The sequence below is a fragment of the Mesorhizobium sp. ZC-5 genome, from assembly GCF_025753855.1.
Taxonomy (GTDB): Bacteria; Pseudomonadota; Alphaproteobacteria; order Rhizobiales; family Rhizobiaceae; genus Neomesorhizobium.
Window position 1 is genome coordinate 96349 of the sequence record NZ_JAOWPT010000012.1, and the last position, 22047, is coordinate 118395.

Annotated in this window: 22 protein-coding genes; 14 read left to right on the plus strand and 8 right to left on the minus strand. The window is 63.3% G+C overall.

What is annotated here, in order from left to right:
- Positions 1-51: 51 nt before the first annotated feature.
- Positions 52-654 (plus strand): TetR/AcrR family transcriptional regulator, encoded by a 603-nt coding sequence (locus tag OHD58_RS24475; RefSeq protein WP_263806225.1) that lies wholly within the window; start codon positions 52-54, stop codon positions 652-654.
- A gap of 149 nt (positions 655-803) precedes the next feature.
- Positions 804-1364: a GNAT family N-acetyltransferase gene (locus OHD58_RS24480; protein WP_263806227.1), complete on the plus strand. Its 561-nt coding sequence runs from the start codon at positions 804-806 to the stop codon at positions 1362-1364.
- 3 nt (positions 1365-1367) lie between these two features.
- On the opposite strand, the gene OHD58_RS24485 is transcribed toward OHD58_RS24480, so the two are convergent.
- The 3 genes from OHD58_RS24485 to OHD58_RS24495 form a co-directional block, all read right to left on the minus strand.
- Positions 1368-2555: an MFS transporter gene (locus tag OHD58_RS24485; RefSeq protein ID WP_263806228.1), complete on the minus strand. Its 1188-nt coding sequence runs from the start codon at positions 2553-2555 to the stop codon at positions 1368-1370.
- 152 nt (positions 2556-2707) lie between these two features.
- The gene (locus OHD58_RS24490; RefSeq protein WP_263806230.1) at positions 2708-4330 is read right to left on the minus strand and encodes an ABC-F family ATP-binding cassette domain-containing protein; all 1623 of its coding nucleotides are present in this window, start codon (positions 4328-4330) and stop codon (positions 2708-2710) included.
- A 172-nt stretch (positions 4331-4502) separates the two neighbouring features.
- Entirely contained in the window at positions 4503-5285 is a 783-nt protein-coding gene (locus tag OHD58_RS24495) for an AraC family transcriptional regulator (protein WP_263806231.1), read from the minus strand.
- A 409-nt stretch (positions 5286-5694) separates the two neighbouring features.
- Between OHD58_RS24495 and OHD58_RS24500 the strand changes: the two genes are divergently transcribed.
- Complete coding sequence (locus OHD58_RS24500) at positions 5695-7245, plus strand: DUF1254 domain-containing protein (protein ID WP_263806233.1); 1551 nt, start codon at positions 5695-5697, stop codon at positions 7243-7245.
- Between the two features lie 64 nt (positions 7246-7309).
- On the opposite strand, the gene OHD58_RS24505 is transcribed toward OHD58_RS24500, so the two are convergent.
- Complete coding sequence (locus OHD58_RS24505) at positions 7310-8974, minus strand: Na/Pi cotransporter family protein (RefSeq protein ID WP_263806234.1); 1665 nt, start codon at positions 8972-8974, stop codon at positions 7310-7312.
- Positions 8975-9386: 412 nt separating this feature from the next.
- On the opposite strand from OHD58_RS24505, the gene OHD58_RS24510 reads away from it, so the two are divergent.
- The 3 genes from OHD58_RS24510 to rpoD all read left to right on the plus strand — a co-directional run bounded on the left by OHD58_RS24510 (position 9387) and on the right by rpoD (position 14184).
- Positions 9387-9791 carry an RcnB family protein gene (locus OHD58_RS24510; RefSeq protein WP_263806235.1) on the plus strand — a complete coding sequence of 135 codons (405 nt, stop codon included), beginning with the start codon at positions 9387-9389 and terminating at the stop codon, positions 9789-9791.
- Positions 9792-9928: 137 nt separating this feature from the next.
- Positions 9929-11845, plus strand: coding sequence for a DNA primase (gene dnaG / locus OHD58_RS24515; protein ID WP_263806236.1), 1917 nt, complete (start codon positions 9929-9931; stop codon positions 11843-11845).
- A 308-nt stretch (positions 11846-12153) separates the two neighbouring features.
- Entirely contained in the window at positions 12154-14184 is a 2031-nt protein-coding gene (rpoD, locus tag OHD58_RS24520; RefSeq protein ID WP_263806237.1) for an RNA polymerase sigma factor RpoD, read from the plus strand.
- A gap of 179 nt (positions 14185-14363) precedes the next feature.
- Here rpoD and OHD58_RS24525 read toward each other — a convergent pair whose 3' ends face one another.
- Positions 14364-14771 carry a VOC family protein gene (locus OHD58_RS24525; RefSeq protein ID WP_263806238.1) on the minus strand — a complete coding sequence of 136 codons (408 nt, stop codon included), beginning with the start codon at positions 14769-14771 and terminating at the stop codon, positions 14364-14366.
- A 70-nt stretch (positions 14772-14841) separates the two neighbouring features.
- Between OHD58_RS24525 and OHD58_RS24530 the strand changes: the two genes are divergently transcribed.
- The 4 genes from OHD58_RS24530 to OHD58_RS24545 all read left to right on the plus strand — a co-directional run bounded on the left by OHD58_RS24530 (position 14842) and on the right by OHD58_RS24545 (position 17475).
- A complete protein-coding gene (locus OHD58_RS24530; protein ID WP_263806239.1) occupies positions 14842-15522 on the plus strand; it encodes a winged helix-turn-helix transcriptional regulator in 681 nt (226 codons plus the stop codon).
- A 7-nt stretch (positions 15523-15529) separates the two neighbouring features.
- Positions 15530-15952, plus strand: coding sequence for a secondary thiamine-phosphate synthase enzyme YjbQ (locus tag OHD58_RS24535; RefSeq protein ID WP_263806240.1), 423 nt, complete (start codon positions 15530-15532; stop codon positions 15950-15952).
- Between the two features lie 166 nt (positions 15953-16118).
- On the plus strand, positions 16119-17039 hold the full coding sequence (locus OHD58_RS24540; protein WP_263806241.1) for a hypothetical protein: 921 nt from the start codon (positions 16119-16121) through the stop codon (positions 17037-17039).
- Positions 17040-17181: 142 nt separating this feature from the next.
- A complete protein-coding gene (locus OHD58_RS24545) occupies positions 17182-17475 on the plus strand; it encodes a GYD domain-containing protein (protein ID WP_263806243.1) in 294 nt (97 codons plus the stop codon).
- A gap of 77 nt (positions 17476-17552) precedes the next feature.
- On the opposite strand, the gene OHD58_RS24550 is transcribed toward OHD58_RS24545, so the two are convergent.
- Positions 17553-18131 carry a VOC family protein gene (locus tag OHD58_RS24550; protein ID WP_263806244.1) on the minus strand — a complete coding sequence of 193 codons (579 nt, stop codon included), beginning with the start codon at positions 18129-18131 and terminating at the stop codon, positions 17553-17555.
- Between the two features lie 217 nt (positions 18132-18348).
- Between OHD58_RS24550 and OHD58_RS24555 the strand changes: the two genes are divergently transcribed.
- Both OHD58_RS24555 and OHD58_RS24560 read left to right on the plus strand, forming a co-directional pair.
- Positions 18349-18729 (plus strand): antibiotic biosynthesis monooxygenase, encoded by a 381-nt coding sequence (locus OHD58_RS24555; RefSeq protein WP_263806245.1) that lies wholly within the window; start codon positions 18349-18351, stop codon positions 18727-18729.
- 71 nt (positions 18730-18800) lie between these two features.
- Complete coding sequence (locus OHD58_RS24560; protein WP_263806247.1) at positions 18801-19088, plus strand: HlyU family transcriptional regulator; 288 nt, start codon at positions 18801-18803, stop codon at positions 19086-19088.
- Between the two features lie 140 nt (positions 19089-19228).
- Here the strand turns inward: OHD58_RS24560 and OHD58_RS24565 are convergent, their stop codons facing one another.
- Entirely contained in the window at positions 19229-19876 is a 648-nt protein-coding gene (locus OHD58_RS24565) for an FMN-dependent NADH-azoreductase (protein WP_263806248.1), read from the minus strand.
- A 126-nt stretch (positions 19877-20002) separates the two neighbouring features.
- Between OHD58_RS24565 and OHD58_RS24570 the strand changes: the two genes are divergently transcribed.
- Positions 20003-20938, plus strand: a complete 936-nt coding sequence (locus OHD58_RS24570) for a LysR family transcriptional regulator (protein ID WP_263806249.1) — start codon at positions 20003-20005, stop codon at positions 20936-20938.
- On the opposite strand, the gene OHD58_RS24575 is transcribed toward OHD58_RS24570, so the two are convergent.
- The gene (locus OHD58_RS24575; RefSeq protein ID WP_263806250.1) at positions 20922-21518 is read right to left on the minus strand and encodes a TetR/AcrR family transcriptional regulator; all 597 of its coding nucleotides are present in this window, start codon (positions 21516-21518) and stop codon (positions 20922-20924) included. The genes OHD58_RS24570 and OHD58_RS24575 overlap by 17 nt on opposite strands.
- 69 nt (positions 21519-21587) lie before the next feature.
- Here OHD58_RS24575 and OHD58_RS24580 point away from each other — a divergent pair, with 69 nt between their 5' ends.
- On the plus strand, positions 21588-22010 hold the full coding sequence (locus OHD58_RS24580; protein ID WP_263806251.1) for a VOC family protein: 423 nt from the start codon (positions 21588-21590) through the stop codon (positions 22008-22010).
- Positions 22011-22047 lie beyond the last annotated feature (37 nt).

The following is a 22047-nucleotide window of genomic DNA, read 5'->3' on the forward strand; positions in this document are numbered from 1 at the left end:
TGGAAGTAGGCGATGTCAACAATGTTTCTGATGACAACTTTGTGAGGCAACATGCAGGAAGCCACCGATCGCCCGTATCATCACGGAAATCTGAGGCACGCGATCATCGAGACCGCCATGGCAATGCTGCTCGAGGAGAAGGGCTGGCAGTTCACTCTGAGGGAGGTAGCCCGCCGCGCCGGCGTCAGCCATGCGGCTCCTTACAAGCACTTTCCGGACAAAGCCGCCCTGCTTTCCGAAATGGCGCTACTGGGATTCGACAGACTGCATAAGGCGATGGCAACGGCGAAGCCAAGGGGGGCAAATTCCTGGCGCGACGAATTTCTCGCCGTCAGCCGGGCCTATGTTCGGTTTGGAACGTCAAATCCGGGTCTCTACCGGCTTATGTTCAGCGCGGAGGCCGGCAACGCAGCCGACGTGCATTTGAGCGAAAGGGCGCTCGCGCCGCTTGGCGTGGTGATCGCATTGCTGGAGCGGGGCGAGGCCGAGGGCGTGCTGCGCAAGCGCGAAGTGCGGGGTCGCGCGGGAGCCTGTTGGGCGCAAGTCCATGGCATCACGATGTTGACCATGGAAGGTTTGTTTCGGCTCGAAAAGGTCGGACCGAATCCCCTGGACGCCGCTCTCCTCACGCTGCTCGAAGGGTTGGAGAGCTGACGGATATCGGCAAAGCCGGCGGCCTTGGTGAAAGGCCTGCTGCAATGACGGTCCGGCGGGTCGACCTGGCTCGTTCGCTTCCCGCTTCTGGATATTGTCCACGATGACGGTTTTAGCAAAAAGCCCACCCGTAACCCTCGCTCGAATTCATGCCGATGCAGCTCGTCAAACCCGCCGCCGAATACCTGCCGTCCTATGTCGACGCCCTCCAGCGCGGTTGGTCGCCCGCGAGCATCCGCAGCGCGGAGATCGCGCGGGAGCATCGGGATGCGATCGCCGATGATGCGGCCGCGTTCGTAGACAGCCTCGACGATCCGCAGGCGAGCGGCAAGCCGATCACGCTGCCGGACGGCACGCAGGTGCCGCGGCTGCCGGGTTTCATCCGCTGGATGTGGGACGGCGAATTCAGCGGTTCGATCCAGCTGCGCTGGCAGAACGGCACGTCGGAACTGCCGCCGCACGTGCTCGGCCATATCGGCTACACCGTGGTGCCATGGAAACACCGGCTCGGCTACGCAACAAGGGCGCTCGGCCTGCTGCTGCCGGAGGCGAGGGCGGTGGGACTGGATTATGTCGAGATCACCACCGAGGCCGACAACCTGCCGTCGCAGAAGGTGGTCACCGCCAATGCCGGCGTTCTGGTCGAACGCTTTCACAAGCTGCCGGTTTATGGCGGCGGCGAAAGCCTGCGGTTCCGGATTACGCTCTGACGCTTATTCCGCCGCACCCACAGGCTGGGGCGGGGTGAGGCCGCGGCGCTGCTCGGCGATCCAGGACGAAAGCGCGACGACTGTCGCGACGACCATCGCGGCGACCCCGAGCAGCGGCAGGCTGCGGTAGGAATAGCCGGCGTTGAGCATCATCGCGCCGACGAAGGCGGCAAGCGCGATGCCGACGTTGAAGCCGGACGGAATGAGCGAGGACGCGAGATTCGGAGCGTCGGCGGTCCAGCTCAGGATACGGGTCTGGATCGGCGTGCCGACCGCGAAGTTGAGGCCGCCCCACAGCGTCAGCGCCGCCACCATGGGCAGCGGGTAGGGGCTGACCAGGTAGATCGTTGCCAGCACCACGCCTTGCAAGGCCAGCATGGTGATGAGCGACGGCATCAGCCTGTGGTCGGAGAGCTTGCCGCCGATGAAGACGCCGAGCGTGGCGCCGATGCCGTTGAGCAGCAACACCCACGGCACGAACGCCGCGTCGAGACCGGTCACCTGCTGCAACAGCGGCGCGATATAGGTGTAAGGCACGAACTGGCAGAGCATCAGCATCAGCATCAGGATAAGCGACGTCCACACCTGCTGGCGGCCCAAGACCCGCACCTCGCTCCGCAATCCGGCCGGCGGCCTGGAACTGCCGGCGGTGCGCGGCAACAAGGCGATCATCGCCAGTGCTGCGACGATGCCCAGCACGAACATCGCCCAGAAGGTCGCGCGCCAGCCCCAGACATTGCCGATCGCGGTGCCGGCCGGAACGCCGACGATGCCGGAAACGGTGAGGCCAGCCAGGATGAGCGCAACCGCCATGCCGCGCTGGTCTTCGCGCACCAGGGAGACCGCCACCACCATGGCAACGCCGAAATAGGCGCCGTGCGCGACCGCGACGGCGATGCGGATCGACAGCATGGCCGCGAAATCGGGCGCCAGCGCGCAGGCGGCCTGGCCGGCGCAGAACACCACCATCAGGCAGAGCAGCAGCGTCTTGCGCGGCACTCTCGCGGTGGCGAGCGTCAGCAACGGCCCGCCGATGGCGATGCCGAGGGCGTAGCCGGAAACAAGGTAGCCGGCGGTCGGCACGCTGACGCCCAGCCCTTCCGCCACCTGCGGCAGCACGCCGGCGATGACGAACTCCGTGGTGCCGAAGGCGAAAGCGGCAATGAACAAGGCTATCAGCGGAAGCGACATGATCTTTCGAGCCGGATGGTGGCAGACTGGCCACAGACCATGCACGCCGCTGCCGGGCAATCCATAAATCTTGGGCCAGGCTTTAGTTTTTCTGCAGGGAAGGATGCTGCTCACACGGGCGGTGCAGCCAGGGCGCCCACCGAAATGAATGATCAGCTGCGCAGGCCGGGAGCTTCCTGACCGGTGCGCTCGACATATTCCGTATAGCCGCCGCCATACGCCTGCATGCCGTCTTCCGTGAGTTCCAGCACGCGGTTCGAGAGTGCTGCAAGGAAATGCCGGTCGTGGCTGACGAACAGCATGGCGCCCTCGTAGCGCGACAGCGCCTCGATCAGCATCTGCTTGGTGGCGATGTCGAGATGGTTGGTCGGCTCGTCCAGCACGAGGAAATTCGGCGGGTCGAACAGCATCTTGGCCATCACCAGCCGCGCCTTCTCGCCGCCCGAGAGCACGCGGCATTTCTTCTCGATCTCGTCGCCGGAGAAGCCGAAGCAGCCGGCGAGCGCGCGCAAGGGCGCCTGGCCTGCCTGCGGGAACGAATCCTCGAGCGACTGCAGCACGGTGCGTTCGCCGTCGAGCAGTTCCATGGCGTGCTGCGCGAAATAGCCCATCTTGACACTGGGGCCGCGCGCAACGGTGCCGTCGTCGGGTTCCGCGGCTCCGGCGACCAACTTCAGCAGGGTGGACTTGCCCGCGCCGTTGACGCCCATGACGCACCAGCGCTCGCGCCGGCGGATCTGGAAGTCGAGCGCATCATAGATGCGGCGCGTGCCATAACTCTTGTGGACGCCTTTCAGCGTGGCGACGTCCTCGCCCGAGCGGGGGGCCGGCTGGAACTCGAAGCGCACCGTCTGCTGGCGCTTCGGCGGCTCGACCTTGTCGATCTTGTCCAGCTTCTTGACGCGGCTCTGCACCTGCGCGGCGTGGCTGGCGCGCGCCTTGAACCGCTCGATGAAGGCGATCTCCTTGGCGAGCATCGCCTGCTGGCGCTCGAACTGCGCCTGCTGCTGCACTTCGGCGATGGCGCGCTGCTGGCGGTAGAATTCGTAGTCGCCCGAATAAGAGGTGAGCGCGCCGGCGTCGATCTCGACGATCTTGCCGACGATGCGGTTCATGAACTCGCGGTCGTGCGAGGTCATCAGGATCGCGCCGTCGAAACCCTTGAGGAAGTTTTCAAGCCAGATCAGGCTTTCGAGGTCGAGATGGTTCGACGGCTCGTCGAGCAGCATGAAGTCGGGCCGCATCAGCAGGATCTTCGCCAGCGCCACACGCATCTTCCAGCCGCCCGAGAGCTTGCCGACATCGCCGCCCATCATTTCCTGGCTGAAACCCAGCCCGTCGAGCACCTCGCGGGCGCGGCCGTCCAGCGCGTAGCCGTCCAACTCGTCGAACTTGTGCTGCACCTCGCCATAGCGGGCGATGATGTCGTCCATCCGGTCGGCCTGGTCCGGATCGCCCATGGCGGCTTCGAGGTCGGCCATTTCAGCCGCGAGCGCGCTCACCGGGCCGATGCCGTCCATGACCTCGGCGACCGCGCTACGGCCGGACATGTCGCCGACATCCTGGCTGAAATAGCCGATTGTGACGCCGCGATCGATCGAGACCTGGCCCTCGTCGGGCTGTTCCTCGCCGGTGATCATGCGGAAGAGCGTGGTCTTGCCGGCGCCGTTGGGGCCGACGAGGCCGACCTTCTCGCCGCGCTGGATCGTCGCCGAAGCCTCGATGAAGACGATCTGCTTGCCGTTCTGCTTGCCGATATTTTCGAGACGGATCATGCTTTTTCAACTTGGGAGATTTTTGGGGGCTGCGACACGACCGGCGGTCGCGAAAGAGTGGGTCCCCTAAATCATCGTCCTATACCGACGCAAGCGGAAATGCCTCGATCTTCGCATCCCAAGCCGGTCCGGATGGCTCAGGAAGCCGCCGCAGAGCCCCCACAGGCTTCCGCTAGTTCCGGAGAGACGTTCCGAGCGCCTTCGACAGGGTCGCGGACGGCAGTTCGCCGAATTGGCGCTTGTACTCGGCCGAGAACTCGCCGAAATGCCAGAAACCGAAGCGCGACGCGACGCCCGTCACGGTCCGTTCGCCCGAGGGATGAGCGAGCGCGCGGCGCACGGCGTTGAGACGCAGTTCCAGCAGCAACGCCTTGGGTGGCCGGCCGAACGCCTCGGTGCAGGTCAGAAAAAGTGTCCGCTCCCTCACGCCGAGCGCTTCGCACATGGCGCTTATGTTCGGCGGCGTCTCGACACTGCCCATCAGAATGTCGCGCAGTTTCATGGCGACGCGCGCACGCCTGTGGAGGGGTTCAGCCACATCGGTTGCCGGCACAATCCCCAGGACGACGTCGACAACCTGGCTTTCGATCGCCGCGAGCATGTCCGGCGAGGCATCGCCGTCGGCTCTGCTCATCAGCGCCTTCAACAGCTTCGCCAGTTTGAATCCTCGCTGGACAACCTCGCGCTTGCGGATCGCCCACGGCCGGTTGAGATATTTCCGGTCAAGCCCGGGCGCACCTCTGCGGACCTGCATCCAATGCTCGATCTGTCCGACGGGAATGGCAGCAAGCGCGAGCTCGGTCGACCCGTTGGCGATGAACGCAATGTCCTCGCATGGCCCGACCAGGATCGGCTGGCCCTGGCCGACCTGCTGTCCGCGCACATGTAGCGATCCTTCGGCGGCGGTCGGAAAAGCGATGACCCAGGAGTGCGTCGGCGCGCTGCCACGCTGCATGATGCCGGGCTTCCATCGGACGCGACCGACCCTGAAGGGTGTTCAGCACCACCTGGCTCAAACGGCCCTCGAAAGGACCGCGGCCGATGTGATCGTATTTCTGGTCCCAAGCGATCACGCTGTCGGCCATCATGTCGAAGTCCGAATAGCGGGACTCGAAGGCGGCGAGAATTTCCACCTGGCGGCCGTAGTTCCCCTGTAAACTCGTCACGGCACCCCTCCAGCGCAACGACCGCGGCAACAGTATCAAATGGCTTCGCAGAAATCGACGGCCACTCGACAATAGTTGTTCCCGCGAGGCCTTGCGAGGCGCGTGCGCTCTTGCAGGATTCCGATAGCGACCCTTTCGGCCGGCGCGTATCCATCTCTCCATGCCGCTACGGAAGGGCACGCACCAGGGAACGCAGCCATGAACCTTTTCGACAAACGATTTATCATCTCGACGGCCTTCGTCAGCGTGCTCGCGATCGCGACGGCGCACGCGCAGAACACACCCGGCTTCAACCAGAAGATACCCGACCAGATCATGACGCCCGACAAGGTCGAGACCCGGCTCGGCACGTTGAATTTCGTCGACGGCATTCCGACCGTCGAAACCGCGCAGCTGGTCTACGACAATCTCGATTTCCTGCGTGGGGTCGAGGTTTTCCTCAACTTCGTCCCGGCTGCCTCGATCGAAGCGGCTCGTCTGGGCAACGCCGAATTGGGTGCGAAGAAGAGCAACCAGGCTGTCATCTTCGACCAGTTGCTGGATTCGAACCCGCTGCTTCTCACTGGAAACACCGACACTGTCTACTGCCTCGCTATGTTGGATCTCGAAACCGACGGCCCGACGGTCGTCGAGGTTCCACCGGGCTCGGGTCCGGGCACGGTGGATGACGCGTTCTTCCGCTTCGTCGTCGATATGGGCAGCCCAGGCCCGGACCAGGGCAAGGGCGGCAAATACCTCATCGTTCCCGCCGACTACACCGGCGAATTGCCGAAGGACGTGAAAGACGGCGGCGAGTACTTCATCGCCCGCTCGCCGTCTTACGTGAATCTCCTGGTGCTTCGCGGCTTCCTCGTCGACGGCAAGCCGGACGCTGCCTCCAAAATGTTCCGCGAGGGCCTGAAAGTTTATTCGCTCGGCAAGAAAGACAACCCGCCGGCGATGGAGTTCTTCAACGGCTCGAAAGTGCCCTACAACACGATCCACGCCAACAATTTCGAGTTCTACAAGGAGCTGGATCACGTCATTCAGAAGGAGCCTGTCGATCTTTTCGACCCCGAACTGCTTGGCCTCGCCGCGGCTATAGGCATCCGCAAGGGCGCGCCATTTGCGCCCGACGAGAGGATGACGAAGACGCTAACCGAAGCCGTCGCGGTCGCAAACGCAACCGCGCGCGCGATCGGGTTCCGCAATCGTGATCCTCGCGCCGAAATATACGAGGGCTCCCAGTGGAAGACCGGCTTCGTTGGCGCCGACTACAGATGGCTGGATGTCGACGGCGTTTCCGGGCGCGGCAAGGACGCACGCACCAACTTCTTCTACCTGGCCACGGTCAACACGCCCGCGATGGCGATGAAGATTCCCGGCAAGGGCTCCCAATACGCGATGACCTATCTGGACCAGAGCAGCAACGCGCTCGACGGCGCCAAGACCTATCAGCTCAACGTGCCTGCAAACGTTCCGGCCAAGGACTTCTGGTCAGTCGTAGTCTATGATCCGCAGACCCGTTCCGAGCTGCAAACGGGCCAGCCGTTCCCGAGCAAGAACAGCAAGCGCAACACCGACATGGCCGTTAACGCCGATGGATCGGTCGACCTCTATTTCGGACCGAAGGCGCCGGAAGGAAAGGAAGCCAACTGGATCGAAACCCGCCCCGGCAAGAGCTGGTTCGCGATCTTCCGGCTCTACGGCCCGTTGGAGCCATGGTTCGAAAAGACCTGGCGGCCGGGCGAGATAACACTGGTGCCGTAACGGTCGGAGCGTAGGGGCGCGGGAGTTCATTGCGAACCCGCGCCCATGCGATTTCGGAATGCGCTCAGCTCGCCTTCAGCCGCGATCCGCGCAAAAGGCCCTGTTCCTCGAGCACCGGATAGGCGATGGAGGCGAGCAGGGAGTTGATCTGCTTGAGGTCGCGGATGGTGTCGAGGTGGATGGAACTGGTCTCGACGCTTTTTGCGGTACCCTCGCGCAGCCGCTGGAAATGGCTCTGGCTCGCTTCCTTTTCCAGTGCCCGCAGCCGGTCTTTTTCCTCGACCAGCTGGCGAGCGGTTTCGGGATCGCGCGAGACCAGCACGTTGAAGGCGAGCCGCGCATTGGTCAGCACCGAAGAATGGAAGCTGGCGAGTTCGCGCCAGCCCTCCTCGGTGAACTCCAGGCCGCGGTCGAGCTTCTTCTGCACATGCGCCAGCATGTTGCGCACGATGATGTCGCCGACCTGTTCCAGCTTGACGCAGGCGCCGATCAGTTCCTGATGGCGCAGCGCCTCGGCCTCGGTGAGCTGGCGGGCGCTGACCTTGGCCAGATAGAGCTTGATCGCCGCGTGTTTCCTGTCGACGCGATCGTCCAACGCCGCAAGTGCCGCGATCTTGTCGGCGTCGGCCTTCTCGTAAAGCTCGATGATGCGCTTCAGCATGATCTCGACGGTTTCGCAGACGCGCACCACTTCGCGGGTGGCGTTGGCGAGCGCCTGGCCTGGCGTGTCGAGCGCGCTTTCGTTGAGGGCGCTGAGTTCGGCGTTGGCGAGCGACTCGGCCGGCTTGGCCGGCGTGCCGAGCGCCACGATCTTTTCGGACGCGCGATAGACGAGGCCGGCAAGCGGGATGCCGGCGACGAGGATGAGGCAATTGAACAGGATGTGCGCGTTGATGATCTGGTCTGGCACCGTGGCGCCAAGGTAGGCGACCGGCGGCTTCAGCCAATGGAAGGCGATCATCAGGATCAGGGAACCGGCGCCGCGCATCAGGAGGTTGCCGATCGGCACGACGCGCACGCCAGGCTCGGCATGGCGCGTCAGCAGCGGCGCTATGACGGAGCTGCCGAGATTGACGCCGAGCACCAGCACGACGCCAAGTTCCGGCGGGATGAAGCCACGGCCGGCAAGGGTAACCAGCAGCAGCACGGCGGCGATGCTGGAGTGGAAAAGCCAGGTGACCAGCGCGGCGAGCAGGTACGCGGTGACCGGGTCGGTGGAGAAATAATCGACGATGACGGGAAGCAGGCGACTTTCGCGCAGCGGCTCGGAGGCCTCGCCGATCATCTCGAGCGACAGGATCAGCAGGCCGACGCCGACCAGGATGCGGCCGAACTGGCGCCAGGCGCGCCGCTCGGTGGCCATGAACATCACCGTTCCGGCGGCCAGGCAGATCGGCACCAGCAGGCTGAGGTCGAAGGACAAAAGCTTGACCACCAGCGCCGAGCCGATCTCGGCGCCACGCACCGCAAGCTGCCCGGAAATGCCGCTGACGATGCCGGACCCGGCGAAGGAACCGACGAGCAGCGTCACGGCGGTCGAACTTTGCAGCGCGATGGACAGCGCCGCCCCGGTCAGCACCGCCATCACCGGGTTGCGCATCGTGGCGCGCAGTTTCTGGCGCAGCACATCGCCATAAGCGCGCTCGACGCCGGTGCGCACCATGCGCGTCGCCCACAGGAGCAAAGCGACAGCCCCGGCCAGATGCAGCAGGACGACCGAGCCGCTCATCCGCGGGTTCCGGAAGGATCATAAGCGCCGCATGCCGAGACCAGCGCCGCGGCGCCATCCCCGGCAACGGTATGCCAGAAGCGAATCAAAGCCATTTTTCCATGCGTTTTATCTTAGCCGGATAATAATTTTCGTCCATGCGTCATAAGCGTTTCATGCCGACGCAGTGTGTCGGAATTGGATCGGAAGTCAAAGTGAATTGGGACTGGTGGCGACAGGACCAGGTGCGGTGGGAAGGAGTGGCCCGGGGATGATGCGACCGCCGGCAGCGAACTTCCCGGCCCGCACCCCGGCTGTGAATTAACCTCTGTAAACGTATGAAAGCATTACAAAAATGTAATGGCACCATTCAGTTTCGGTTCATGGGCCGGGCGCTACTTCATGGGCATCGACAACCAAGGAGTAAACCCCGATGAAACGTCTCGTCCTCAGCGCAATTGCGTTTTCCATGCTTGCCGTCCCGGCCATGCAGGCTAAGGCGGCGCCGCTCAACGCACCGCTTGCGCCGCAGGCCAATGTGCAACTCGTCGCCCAGAAACACGTCGTCAAGGAGCGCGTGGTGGTGAAGAAGCACGTCGTCAAGAAGCGGTACGGCGTCAACAAGCGGGTCGTGCACAAGAAGGTCGTGGTGCACAAGTCGCACTGGAAGCGCGGCCAGAAGTATCCAGGCTGGCGGCAGCATCGCCCGGTTCGCGACTACCGCCACTACGGCCTGCACCGTCCGGGTCGCGGCCAGGAATGGATCCGCGTCGGCAACGACTACCTGCTGGTCAGCTTCGCCTCGGGCGTCATCGCCGGCATGATCGCCGCCCGCTAAGCGGCCCGGCGGGAAGGAACGGAGGCGGCTCGCGAGGGCCGCCTTTTTTGTTTGCCTGTGAAAACCGGGCACTCTCCGCATTAGGTGTCGTCTCCACTGCCGCGCATGTTTATATGGAAGGCAAACGAGCTTCATTCATGCGCTTTCCGCCCTCCTTTCTCGACGAGATACGCGACCGCGTGCCGATTTCATCGGTGATCGGCGCGCGCGTCTCGTGGGACAAGCGCAAGACCAACACCTCGCGCGGCGACTACTGGGCCTGCTGCCCGTTCCACGGCGAGAAGTCGCCGTCGTTCCACTGCGAGGACAAAAAAGGCCGCTACCACTGCTTCGGCTGCGGCGTTTCGGGCGATCACTTCAAGTTCCTGACCGAACTCGACGGCATGGGTTTTCCCGAGGCGGTGGAGAAGATCGCCGGCATGGCTGGAGTTCCAATGCCGGCCCGCGACGAACAGGCGGAACGGCGCGAGAAGGAACGCGCCACACTGCACGACGTGATGGAACTGGCGACAAAATTCTTCCAGGAGCAGTTGCAGTCGGCGGCCGGCGCCAAGGCGCGCTCCTACCTGCGCGAGCGCGGGCTGACGCCGGCGACGCAGCAGGCCTTCCGGCTGGGCTACGCGCCTGAGAGCCGCAATGCACTGAAGGAATTTCTCGCCGGCAAGGGTGTGCCGAAAGCCGATATCGAGGCGTGCGGGCTGGTCCGCCACGGCGATGACATTCCGGTCTCCTACGACTGGTTCCGCGACCGCATCATGTACCCGATCCCGGATTCGCGCGGCCGCATCATCGCCTTCGGCGGTCGTGCGCTGGCGGCGGACGCGCTCGCCAAATACATGAACTCGCCCGAGACCGAGCTCTTCCACAAGGGCAATGTGCTCTACAATTTCGTGCGCGCCCGCAAGGCGCAGCAGAAGGACGGCACGGTGATTGCCGTCGAGGGCTACATGGACGTCATCGCGCTGGCGCAGGCCGGCTTCGAGAACGCCGTGGCGCCGCTCGGCACGGCGCTGACCGAGAACCAACTGGAACTGCTGTGGCGGATGACCGGCGAGCCGGTGCTCTGCTTCGACGGCGACAAGGCCGGGCTGAAAGCCGCCTGGCGTGCCGCCGACATGGCGCTGCCGCTGATCCAGGCCGGCCGCACCGTGCGCTTCGCGCTTTTGCCCGAAGGCAAGGACCCCGACGATCTGGTGAAGGAGTCAGGCCCGGAAGCGTTCCGGCAGGTGCTGGCCGAGGCGCGGCCGCTGGCCGATCTCCTGTGGCTGCGCGAAACCTCCGGCGGTGTCTTCGACACGCCGGAAAAGCGCGCCGAACTGGAAAAGACGCTGCGCGAACTGGTGAGCCGCATCCGCGACGAGAGCGTGCGCTACCATTACCAGCAGGAGATGCGTGAACGGGTGCTCGCCTTCTTCGGCACGACGCGGAGCCGTCCGCAGCGACAGGGCGACCGCGATCAGCGCCCGGGCCGTGGCGGCAGGCCGGGTGTGGCCGCAGGCCGGCTGGCGGTGTCCGACAGCCTGGCCCGCTCGGCACTGGTGAAGCGCGCCGGCGGCATCATGCCGTTGCGCGAAACCGTGATCATGGTCGCGCTGGTCAACCATCCGGCGCTGATGGACGAGAATTTCGACGTCGTCGAAAGCCTCGATCTGGTGCATCCCGACTTGCGGCAATTGCACGCAGCGCTGATCGACGCCCTGGCGCACGACCTTGCGCACGACCGCTCGGCGGTGGTTCAGGCGCTGGAGACTGCGGGCCTGCTGGAGGTGTGGGAGCGGGCGGTGACGCTGATCCGCCGCGCTCGCATGTGGCCGGCACTGGAAGACGCAGCACTCGAGGACGCGCGCGAGGCTTTCGCCCAGGCGCTCCACTTGCACCGCAGCGCGCGCACTCTACATAAGGAGCTGAAAGCGGCTGAAGTGGCACTGGCAACCGACCCGACAGACGAAAATTACCGTCACATGCTGGAAATACAGGCGCAGTTTCGCGACGCGCAGGCCACGGAAGCGCTGATCGAAGGCTTCGGCATACCCTCCGGACGGGCAAGTCGGTGATTCTGAGCAATTGATTCGCTTTTTTGTTGCGAATCGTGCGAGAGCCGCTTGACCTTCCGTCGGAATGACGGAATCAGGACGATTCGAAAAGGTTAACCTGCGGGACTGCCCGCACCCAACAATGACGGGACGGAGCCTGAATACTGGACGGGTGGGGAGCCCGCCACAGATATCAGGGTTAATCGGGCTTTAACGCACGGCGAGTACTCGCGTCTGATGGCGCAGGTACATATGAATTCGCTTGGCTTGCCTGACTGACCAGGAGCACCGGCTCCGCTCGAAACTCCGGCCCTTGGAGAAAGTTACGAATGGCGACAAAGGAAAAGGAAGAGGTCGAGACTGAACGCGAAGCCACAACCGATGGCCCGTTGCTCGACCTTTCCGATGATGCTGTCAAGAAGATGATCAAGGCCGCCAAGAAGCGCGGCTATGTGACCATCGACGAGTTGAACGCGGTGCTTCCTTCGGATGAAACCGACCCCGACCGCATCGAAGACATCAATGCGATGCTGTCCGACATGGGCATCAACGTCGTCGAGGACGACGAGACCGGCGAAGAGACCGAAGGTGAACCTACGGCCGCCGACGCCGAGGAAGACGCCAACGAGCTTGCCGAGCAGACCGGCACCGCGGTTGCCGCCACCACGACCAAAAAAGAGCCGACCGATCGCACGGACGATCCGGTGCGCATGTATCTGCGCGAGATGGGCTCGGTCGAACTGCTGTCGCGTGAAGGCGAAATCGCCATCGCCAAGCGTATCGAGGCCGGCCGCGAGACGATGATCGCGGGCCTCTGCGAAAGCCCGCTGACCTTCCAGGCCATCATCATCTGGCGCGACGAACTGAACGAAGCGAAAATCCTGCTGCGCGAGATCATCGATCTCGAAACCACCTATGCCGGGCCGGAAGCCAAGCAGGCGCCGGTGGTGGAGCGCGTCGAGGAAGCCGAGAAGCCGAAGCTCGACGAGCGTGGCCGCCGTTCGAGCGGGCCGCGCGAGGACGACGACATCACCAATGTCGGCGGCGAATCGCGCGCCGAAGAGGAAGAGGACGACGAGGACGAGGCGAGCCTTTCGCTTGCGGCGATGGAAGCAGAGCTTCGCCCGCAAGTGATGGAGACGCTGGATTCCATCGCCGACATCTACAAGAAGCTCAGGAAGCTGCAGGACCAGCAGGTCGAGAACCGGCTTGCCGCCGCGGGCACGTTGTCGCCCAGCCAGGACCGCCGCCTGAAGGAGCTGAAGGACCAGCTTATCAAGGCGGTGAAGTCGCTGTCGCTCAACCAGAACCGCATCGAGGCACTGGTCGAGCAGCTCTATGACATCAACAAGCGGCTGGTGCAGAATGAAGGCCGGCTGCTGCGGCTCGCCGAAAGCTACGGCGTGCGCCGCGAGGAGTTCCTGAGGGAATACCAAGGGTCCGAACTCGATCCGAACTGGATGAAGTCGATCGCCAATCTTACCAGCCGCGGCTGGAAGGAGTTCACCAGGAACGAGAAGGAAGCGATCAAGGATATCCGCTCCGAGATTCAGAACCTCGCCACCGAAACGGCGATCTCGATCCTGGAATTCCGCAAGATCGTCAACCAGGTGCAGAAGGGCGAGCGCGAAGCCGCGATCGCCAAGAAGGAAATGGTCGAGGCCAATCTGCGGCTCGTCATCTCCATCGCCAAGAAATACACCAACCGAGGCCTGCAGTTCCTCGACCTGATCCAGGAAGGCAACATCGGCCTGATGAAGGCGGTCGACAAGTTCGAGTATCGCCGCGGCTACAAGTTCTCCACCTACGCGACATGGTGGATCCGGCAGGCGATCACCCGCTCGATCGCCGACCAGGCGCGCACCATCCGCATTCCGGTCCACATGATCGAGACGATCAACAAGATCGTGCGGACCTCGCGCCAGATGCTGCACGAGATCGGCCGCGAACCGACGCCGGAGGAACTGGCCGAAAAGCTCGCCATGCCGCTGGAAAAAGTGCGCAAGGTCTTGAAGATCGCCAAGGAGCCGATCTCGCTCGAAACGCCGGTCGGCGACGAGGAGGATTCGCATCTCGGCGACTTCATCGAGGACAAGAACGCCATCCTGCCGATCGACGCGGCGATCCAGGCGAACCTGCGCGAGACCACGACGCGGGTTCTCGCCTCGCTCACCCCGCGCGAAGAGCGCGTGCTGCGCATGCGCTTCGGCATCGGCATGAACACCGACCATACGCTGGAAGAAGTCGGCCAGCAGTTCTCGGTCACCCGCGAACGTATCCGCCAGATCGAAGCCAAGGCGCTGCGGAAACTCAAGCACCCGAGCCGCAGCCGCAAGCTCAGGAGCTTCCTGGACAGCTAACAAACAAAAACCCGGCAAGTTGCCGGGTTTTTTGTTGGTTGCGGCCTCCAGGTGGAGCGGCGCTTCAGCCTGATGCACCGACTCGAATCCACCGATCACCATGCGGCCCGACAGGTCAAGCAGGGTAAATGAAGACCCGGCACGGGCCGGGCCTTCTCGGGTCATTCGCTAACTTTGCGCTATGCCTCTTCTGCGGTATCGATCACCCAAGACACGCCCCAGCGGTCGGTGACCGTCCCGAATCCCTTGGACCATGGCTGCTCGCCGAAGGGGATGCCGATCTCGCCGCCCTTGCCGAGTTCGCCGAAAATACGCTGGGCTTCGCCGGCGGAGTCGGCTTGCACCATCACGCTCATGCCCTTGCGGCCGTCGAAATCCTGCATGTCCTGACCCATCAGGGCCTGGTTACCGATGTCGATCCAGGCATGGAGGATGCGGTCCATTTTCTCCTCCGGCACCGGAGGCCCCATGTCGGGCGCGTCGCGGTGGCTGATCATTGCGCGTATCTTGCCGCCCAGAATCGCGGCGTAGTTCGTAAAAGCCTCGCGGCACTCTCCGTCGAAATCGATATTGGCGAGCACTTTCATGGCATTCTCCTTTGGCTGATTTCCCTCATCGACTTGCAAAGCTTCGCATACAAAGTTATAGTTGACAACTATGAAGTTAGAAAAAATAACCGGAAAATCGCCGCGCAGTTATGAAGACGCTTGCGCAACGGCTCACGCGCTCGACCTTCTGGGCGAACGATGGGCGCTGCTCGTCATGCGCGAACTCATGCTCGGCCCGCGCCGCTTTGGCGATCTCCGCGCCAGCTTGCCCGCCATCAGCGCCAATGTCCTGACGCAGCGGCTCGAAGGGCTGGAAGGTGCGGGCGTGGTACGCAGGCGAAAGCTGCCGCCGCCCGCTTCCGTCCAGGTCTACGAATTGACCGAATGGGGTCTGGAGGCCGAGCCTATCCTGCTGTCCCTGGGCAAATGGGCTGTGCGCTCGCCGCGCCATGATCCGACCTTGCCGCTCAGCCCCGTTGCGTTGATGCTGTCGTTTCGCGCCAAATTCGAGGCCGGAAAGGCGAGGGGGCTGGATATTTTGATGGCGTTCCGCTTCGGCGCTGAGTCTTTTTCCGTCGGGGTGATGAACGGCGTTCTGATAACCGAACGGGGCGAGCCGCAGCGCACCGACGCGGTGGTGTCTGGCAGCCCTTCCGCGATTGCGGGCCTGGCCTACGGCAAGCTGCCGCTGGCGGAACTTGAGCAGCAGGGAGCCTTGGAAATCGCCGGCGAACGCACGGCGCTGCAGCGCTTCGCCGACCTGTTCGAGATGCCGCCGAAAGCGGGCTGAGCGCGTCATGCCGCAATCGATCATCACGCTCCAGACCTCCGGCGCCGGTCTCTACGAATTCACCGATCGCGCAACGGCATTCGTGCGCCAGGCAGATATCGGGACCGGGCTGCTGACGCTGTTCGTGCGGCACACGTCATGCTCGCTGCTCATCCAGGAGAACGCCGACCCGGACGTCAGGCGCGATCTCGAGGCCTTCTTCCGGCGGCTGGTGCCGCCGGCCGATGATCCGTCGATGAACTATCTCGTGCACCGCCTCGAGGGGCAAGACGACATGCCGGCGCATATCAAGGCGGCGTTGACGGCGGTTTCGCTGTCGATCCCGATCGTCGACGGACGCCTTGCGCTCGGCACCTGGCAGGGCATCTACCTGTTCGAGCACCGGACGGCACCGCACCGGCGCGAGATCGTGCTGCATGCCGGTTCCTGATCCAAGACGCGAACCCGCCAAATAGGGCAAAGCGCCGGTTCGCTGCTGCCTGGCCGCGTGATTTGCAGCGGCAATGGCCTCCATTTTCGGGAAAACCCCGATCCGGGGTTCAAATTCTCAACCATGTGCGATATGGTATTTCATCCCTGATCGACAATCGACTCGCGTGCTCGCGGAGCGCGCGAAAATCTATTTTTTGCATAAAAAGGAAGGAGAAGAAATATTGGAAAATATTTCATACGATCAAACAGGCAAAATAAACTTGAACGGGATTTACAACAGGGATGAGCCTGTATCTTATTTCTCTGCGCTATCTCGTCTTGGCTACAGGATTCCTCAGGAAGCAAAGCCAAGATTTGAATCTCTTATCGAGGCGCGTCGCCGCTCCACGCAATCCGAGGCGATAAAGGTCATCGATCTCGGCTGCTCCTACGGGGTCAACGGCGCCTTGCTCAAGCACGGGCTTTCGATGGACGATCTCTATGAACGTTACGCCGCCGGACCTGACAATGCGGGGGCACTTCTGGCGCGCGATCGCGATCTCTACGCCGAACCGGCCGATGCCTGCCTCGAGATGGTGGGCGTGGACCCCGCCGTGCGGGCGGTATCGTACGCGGTCGATGCCGGCATGCTCGATGCCGGAATCACGACCAATCTCGAGGCAGGAGATCCCAAGGCCAAGGATGTCGCAGCGCTCGAAAACGCCGACCTCATCATCTCGACGGGCTGCGTCGGCTATGTCACGGAGACGTCGCTGGAACGGCTCCTCGAAACGAGTATCGAGAGCAAGCCGTGGATGGCGCACTTCGTGTTGCGCATGTTCGATTTCGGCGCACCGGAAGACATGCTGAGCAGCCACGGCTACGTGACCGAGAAGGTGGAAGGCCTCTTCCCTCAGCGCCGTTTCGCCTCGTCCGAGGAACAGGAACACGTTCTCGGCAATCTGGACCAGCTGGACATAGACGCCAGCGGCGCCGAGGCGACCGGCTGGTATTTTGCCGAGCTGCATGTCTCGCGGCCACAGGAGATCACGCAATCGGTGCCGCTCGACAGGATACTGAGAAGCGACGCCTTCCAGCCCGCTTGACGAGCGGCGCGGGTCCGAACATCTCCACAAGGTCGCTTGCAGGCCCGCGCGGGCAGGATCATACTTTGAGCCAAGCGGATGGGCGATCGACCGGCGCCGCTTGGCGATTTCTGCGCTCGACGGCACCGGAGGGAGGTGTGCCGTGACGATTTACATCATGCTCGTTAACTGGACCGAACAAGGCGTGAAAAACGTGCGCGAATCGCCGCGCCGGCTCGACGCGGCGAAGAAGCAGCTCGCCGACATGGGCGGCAGTTTCAAGGAATTCTACCTCACGATGGGTGACGCCGATATGGTGGCGGTCTGCGAGGCGCCGGACGACGCGGTTGCTGCAAGGTTCGCGCTGCAGCTCGGCATGGCGGGAAACGTGAGGACGCGAACGCTGAAGGCGTTTCCGGAGGCCGCCTATCGCGAGATCATTGCATCGCTGGGATGACGCGAAGCTACATCGCGTCGGCCCGCTGTTGCGTGCCGACGCGAGCTTGAGGCGTTGCCGGGAATAGTGTTTGGCGCCTACTGCGCCGGCGCCGGATATTTCTCCCAGAACCCTTCCTTGGGTGCGATCTGCTCGACCACGTCGACCAGCACGCCCGCCGGGTCGCGCGTCATGAAGCGGCGCTGGCCCCAGTCTTCCTCGGTCAAGGGATGGACGACCGGCGCGCCGTCCCTGGAAAGCTTGTCGAAGACGGCTCCCGCATCCGCCACTTCGACGGTGAGGATCATGCCGCGGCCGTCGAAGGCTTCCGGTCCGGGCGGGTTCGACGGATGCTCCGGGCTCATGAAGGCGAGGGTGGCGCCGCGTGTCCCGTCCTCGCCAGGGCCTGAAAGATAGACGAACCAGCTCGCCTCGAAGAGCACGTCGAAGCCGAAATGCCTGACGTAGAAATCGCGCGCTTCGAACAGAGCAGGAGTGGTGATCAGCGGATAGAGATCGCGGACGCGCATGGTTTGCTGTTCCTCTTTCTGGGTGCTGGATTGATCGTTTGCCGAGGTGTTCCCGGCGATGAGCATGGCGGCCGACAAGGTGCAGGCGGCAATGACGGCGCGCCGAAATCCGCTCATCCAGCCGGATTGTTTCGTTTCCCTGTCCATGAGTTTTCCTTTCGCAACGGACGTGGAGTCGATCTGTAGCTTCACATAAACATACAGACTGTATGTATGCAAGTGGAAAAATGAAATGGACCGGCCGACGGATGGAGGGTTGCTGACACTCCGTTGTCAGGAACCGGACCGCGGATTGGAACCTGGGGCCATCCGACGGGTTCTCCAGCCAGTAGGGTGGCGGAGGCATTCAACCCTGGAGAAAGCCATGACGAGCGAGTCAAAAGGCAGGAGCATCGTCGGACGCATCTGGTTCGGCCGCACCCGCGCCGACCGTGCGGACGAATATCTCGACTACAACGCCCGCGAGGGCGTTGCCTCGATCGCAGCGAAACCCGGCTGCCTCGGTGTCCAGCAATTTTGCCGGATCAAGGGCGATGTCGCTGAATTCACCGTGATTTCCTACTGGCCCTCTGTCGAGGCTATGACGGCGATGCACGACGACGATGGCGACCCGATGCGGGTTTCGCATCTCGACCGTGATGCGGAGTTCTTGCTCGAACTGCCGGACTATGTCGAAGTGACCGAGCTGTTCATCAACCACTGGAATGACGAGGCGGCGAAGATGCCGGTTCCGCGCGCGGCATAAGAGCCGGTGCCTCGACGTGGCGCGGCGAAGCGGTTAATTTGAAGCCTGCGCAACCTGCGAGGCTTCTCTCAATGTCATTTCTGAAAAGACTGTTCGGTGGCGGCGGCGAATCGGCGAAGGCCGAGCCCGCGGTGGCGGCCGAAGCCGAACACAAGGGCTTCACCATCCGCGCCACGCCGTTCAAGGAGGGTGGCCAGTTCCAGACCTGCGGCGTGGTTTCCAAGGAAATCGACGGCGCGGTGAAGGAACACAAATTCATCCGCGCCGACCGCTTCGCCACGTTGGAGGACGCGGTCAATGTCTCGCTCACCAAGGGCCGCCAGCTGATCGACGAACAGGGAGAGCGACTGTTCGGTTAATGCATGTCGCCCGAAAGTGTCCTCGGTTTCGGGGCAACGACATGCATCAAATCAAAGAATCTAAAGCGCGGCCGCCGGATCTTATCGGCGGCCGCGCTTTAGGAGCGCTGCCGGGCAGCGCTCCAGATTTGTGGGATTCGTCAGGCGGCGGCTGCGGCGAGCGGAATTTCCCGCACCGACGAAATGATCTCGTCGACGCGGCTCTCGGCCTTGGCAAGCGCGGCGGTCACCGCATCGGCGCCCATGCCGACGCCTTCGACGCGGATCACCTCGATATCGGTCATGCCGTTGAAGGCGAGCACGCTCTTCAGATAAGGGACGGCAAAATCCATGACGGCGGCCGGGCCTTCGGAATAGACGCCGCCGGACGCCAGCACCACATAGACCTTCTTGCCGGTGACAAGCCCCTTCGGGCCGTTCTCGTCGTAGGCAAAGGTCCTGCCGGACCGCGAGATATGGTCGACCCAGGATTTCAGCGTCGAGGAGATGCTGAAATTGATGAAGCCGGTGGCAAGGATGATGTGGTCGGCGGCAAACAGTTCGTCGACGGCGGCGTCGGAAACGCCGACCACTTCGGCCTGACGCGGCGTGCGTGCTTCGGCCGGCGTATAGATGCCGGACGCATAGTCCGGCTCGATGTGCGGCAGCGGGTTGGCAACCAGATCGCGCGTGGTCAGGGTGCTGCCGGGCAGCGCGGCCTGCAGCTTTGCGGCGAGATCGGTGGCGACGCGGGTGGAATGGGACGCGGCACCGCGCGGGCTTGAGGTGACAAGCAGGATAGAGGACATTTTCTTGGCTCCATTGGGGGCGTCCGGTGGGGACGCGTGAACTTCGCCAAACAGATAGTCCTCGACTTCCATTCATAAAATTGGGAAAATATATATCCAATATATCGATATTGTGGATGGATTGTCATGCAGGCCAACCCGACGCTCGACCAGTTGCAGGTGTTCCTCGCGGTCGCCGAGGCCGGCAGCTTTTCCGCCGCGGCGCGCCGGCTCAACCGCGCGCAGTCTGTAGTCAGCTACACGATCGCCAATCTTGAAGCACAGCTCGAGGTCAAGCTGTTTTCCCGCGAGGGCACGCGCGAACCGGTTCTGACGACGGAAGGCAAGGTGATGCTGCCCGACGCCAGGCGCATGATCGCGGTGCTGCAGGATATCCGCGCGCGCGTGGACGGTCTGAAGCAGGGGCTCGAGGCTGAGTTGACCATCGCTGTTGACGTGACGTTGCCATTGCCGGTGCTGGTCGACGTGCTGAAGGCGTTCAACGATGAATTCCCGACGGTGACGCTTCGGCTCAACATCGGAGCGCTGGGCATCATCTGGGAGCAGTTGCTCAGCCGTAGAAGCGACATCAGCTTTGGCGGAGAGGTGGCAGCGCAGGATCCCGACCTCGTCTCGGTCCGCATCGGCGATGCCAGCATGTCGCCGGTCGCCGCTCCGGATCATCCGCTGGCGCTTTATTCCGGGCGGGTGCCGCTGGCGGTGGTGCGCGAGCATATCCAGTTGGTGGTTTCCGACATTTCCGACATGACCAAGGGCAAGGATTTCGGCGTGTTCGCCTATCGCACCTGGCGCATGACCGACGTGTCGACCAAACGCGAACTGATCCTTTCAGGGCTCGGCTGGGGTGGCTTGCCGGAGTGGATGGTCGATGCGGATATCGCGGCAGGCCGCCTTGTCGCGCTCGACCTCGAACCCTACCCGCCGCGGCCTTACACGCTGCATGCCTTCCACCGCGCTGATACGCCGCCGGGTCCGGCGGCGAGCTGGATGATCGAACGCTTCAAGGTGGAACTGCCGAAGGTCTGCGCAGCCAAGCTTGAGCAACTCAACGCCCGGGGGTGAGGCCTTCGATCAGTGCGGTGAGCGCCTTGCGGTAATCCTCGACCGGCGCGCCGGCATCGATGGCCAGGGCGGCGCGGTCGAAGGCGGACGAGACGAGCGCGGTGACGGCATCGAGCGAGAGGCGCTTCATGACGCCGTCGCGCATGGCGAATGCGATGCCGGCGCGCAAGGTGCGGGTGCCGTGGCGCGCGTCGATGGCGTCCATCTCGGCGCGGCCGAGCACGGCAGGTCCGTCGAGCAGCAGAAGCCGGGTGCGGCCGGGCGTCGCCATCGCCTTGATGAAGGCTTCGCCGCCGGCAATCAGCGCCTTGCGCGCCGGCAGCGTGTCGGGTGCGGCGCGCTCGATCTCGGCGGCAACCAGTTCGGCTTCATGTTCGACGACGGCGCGGAACAGCGCCTGCTTGTCCTCGAAATGGTGGTAGAGCGCGCCGCGGGTGACACCCGCCGCCGCGACGATTTCCGGCGTCGAGGTTTCGGCATAGGATTTTTCGGTGAACAGTTTTCGCGCCGCGGCGATCAGGTCGCGGCGCGTCGTTTCGGTGCGTTCGCGGTTGGAGCGCCGTTCCGCCGGTTGTTGCATGCATGCAGCCTGTATGTTACTTGGAAAGTACATGCAGACTGTATGTCAAACGGACCGGGAGGGAAAGCCATGCGACCGATCATCAGCTATCCGGTCATCCTGACCGGCGACGTGGCCGGTACGGCAGCCTTCTACCAGCGCCATTTTTCGTTCGAGCCACTGTTCACCAGCGACTGGTATATCCACCTTCGATCGACCGAGAACCGGCGGGTCAACCTCGCCATCGTCGACGGCGACCACGAAACGGTGGCGCCAGCCGGGCGGGGCAGGGCGTCGGGCATCATCCTCAATTTCGAAGTGCGGGACGTCGATGCCGAATACGAGAAGGCGGTAGCCGCCGGGCTGCCGATCCTCTGGCCGCTCTGCGACGAGGAATTCGGCCAGCGGCATTTCGTGACCGCCGATCCGAACGGGGTGATGATCGACATCATCAAGCCGATCCCGCAGAGCGCGGAGTTCGCCGCGCGGTATGCGCAGGCGGAGGCGCAGTAACGGCGGGCGATTGCGGTGCAATCGCAACGGGTTGCGC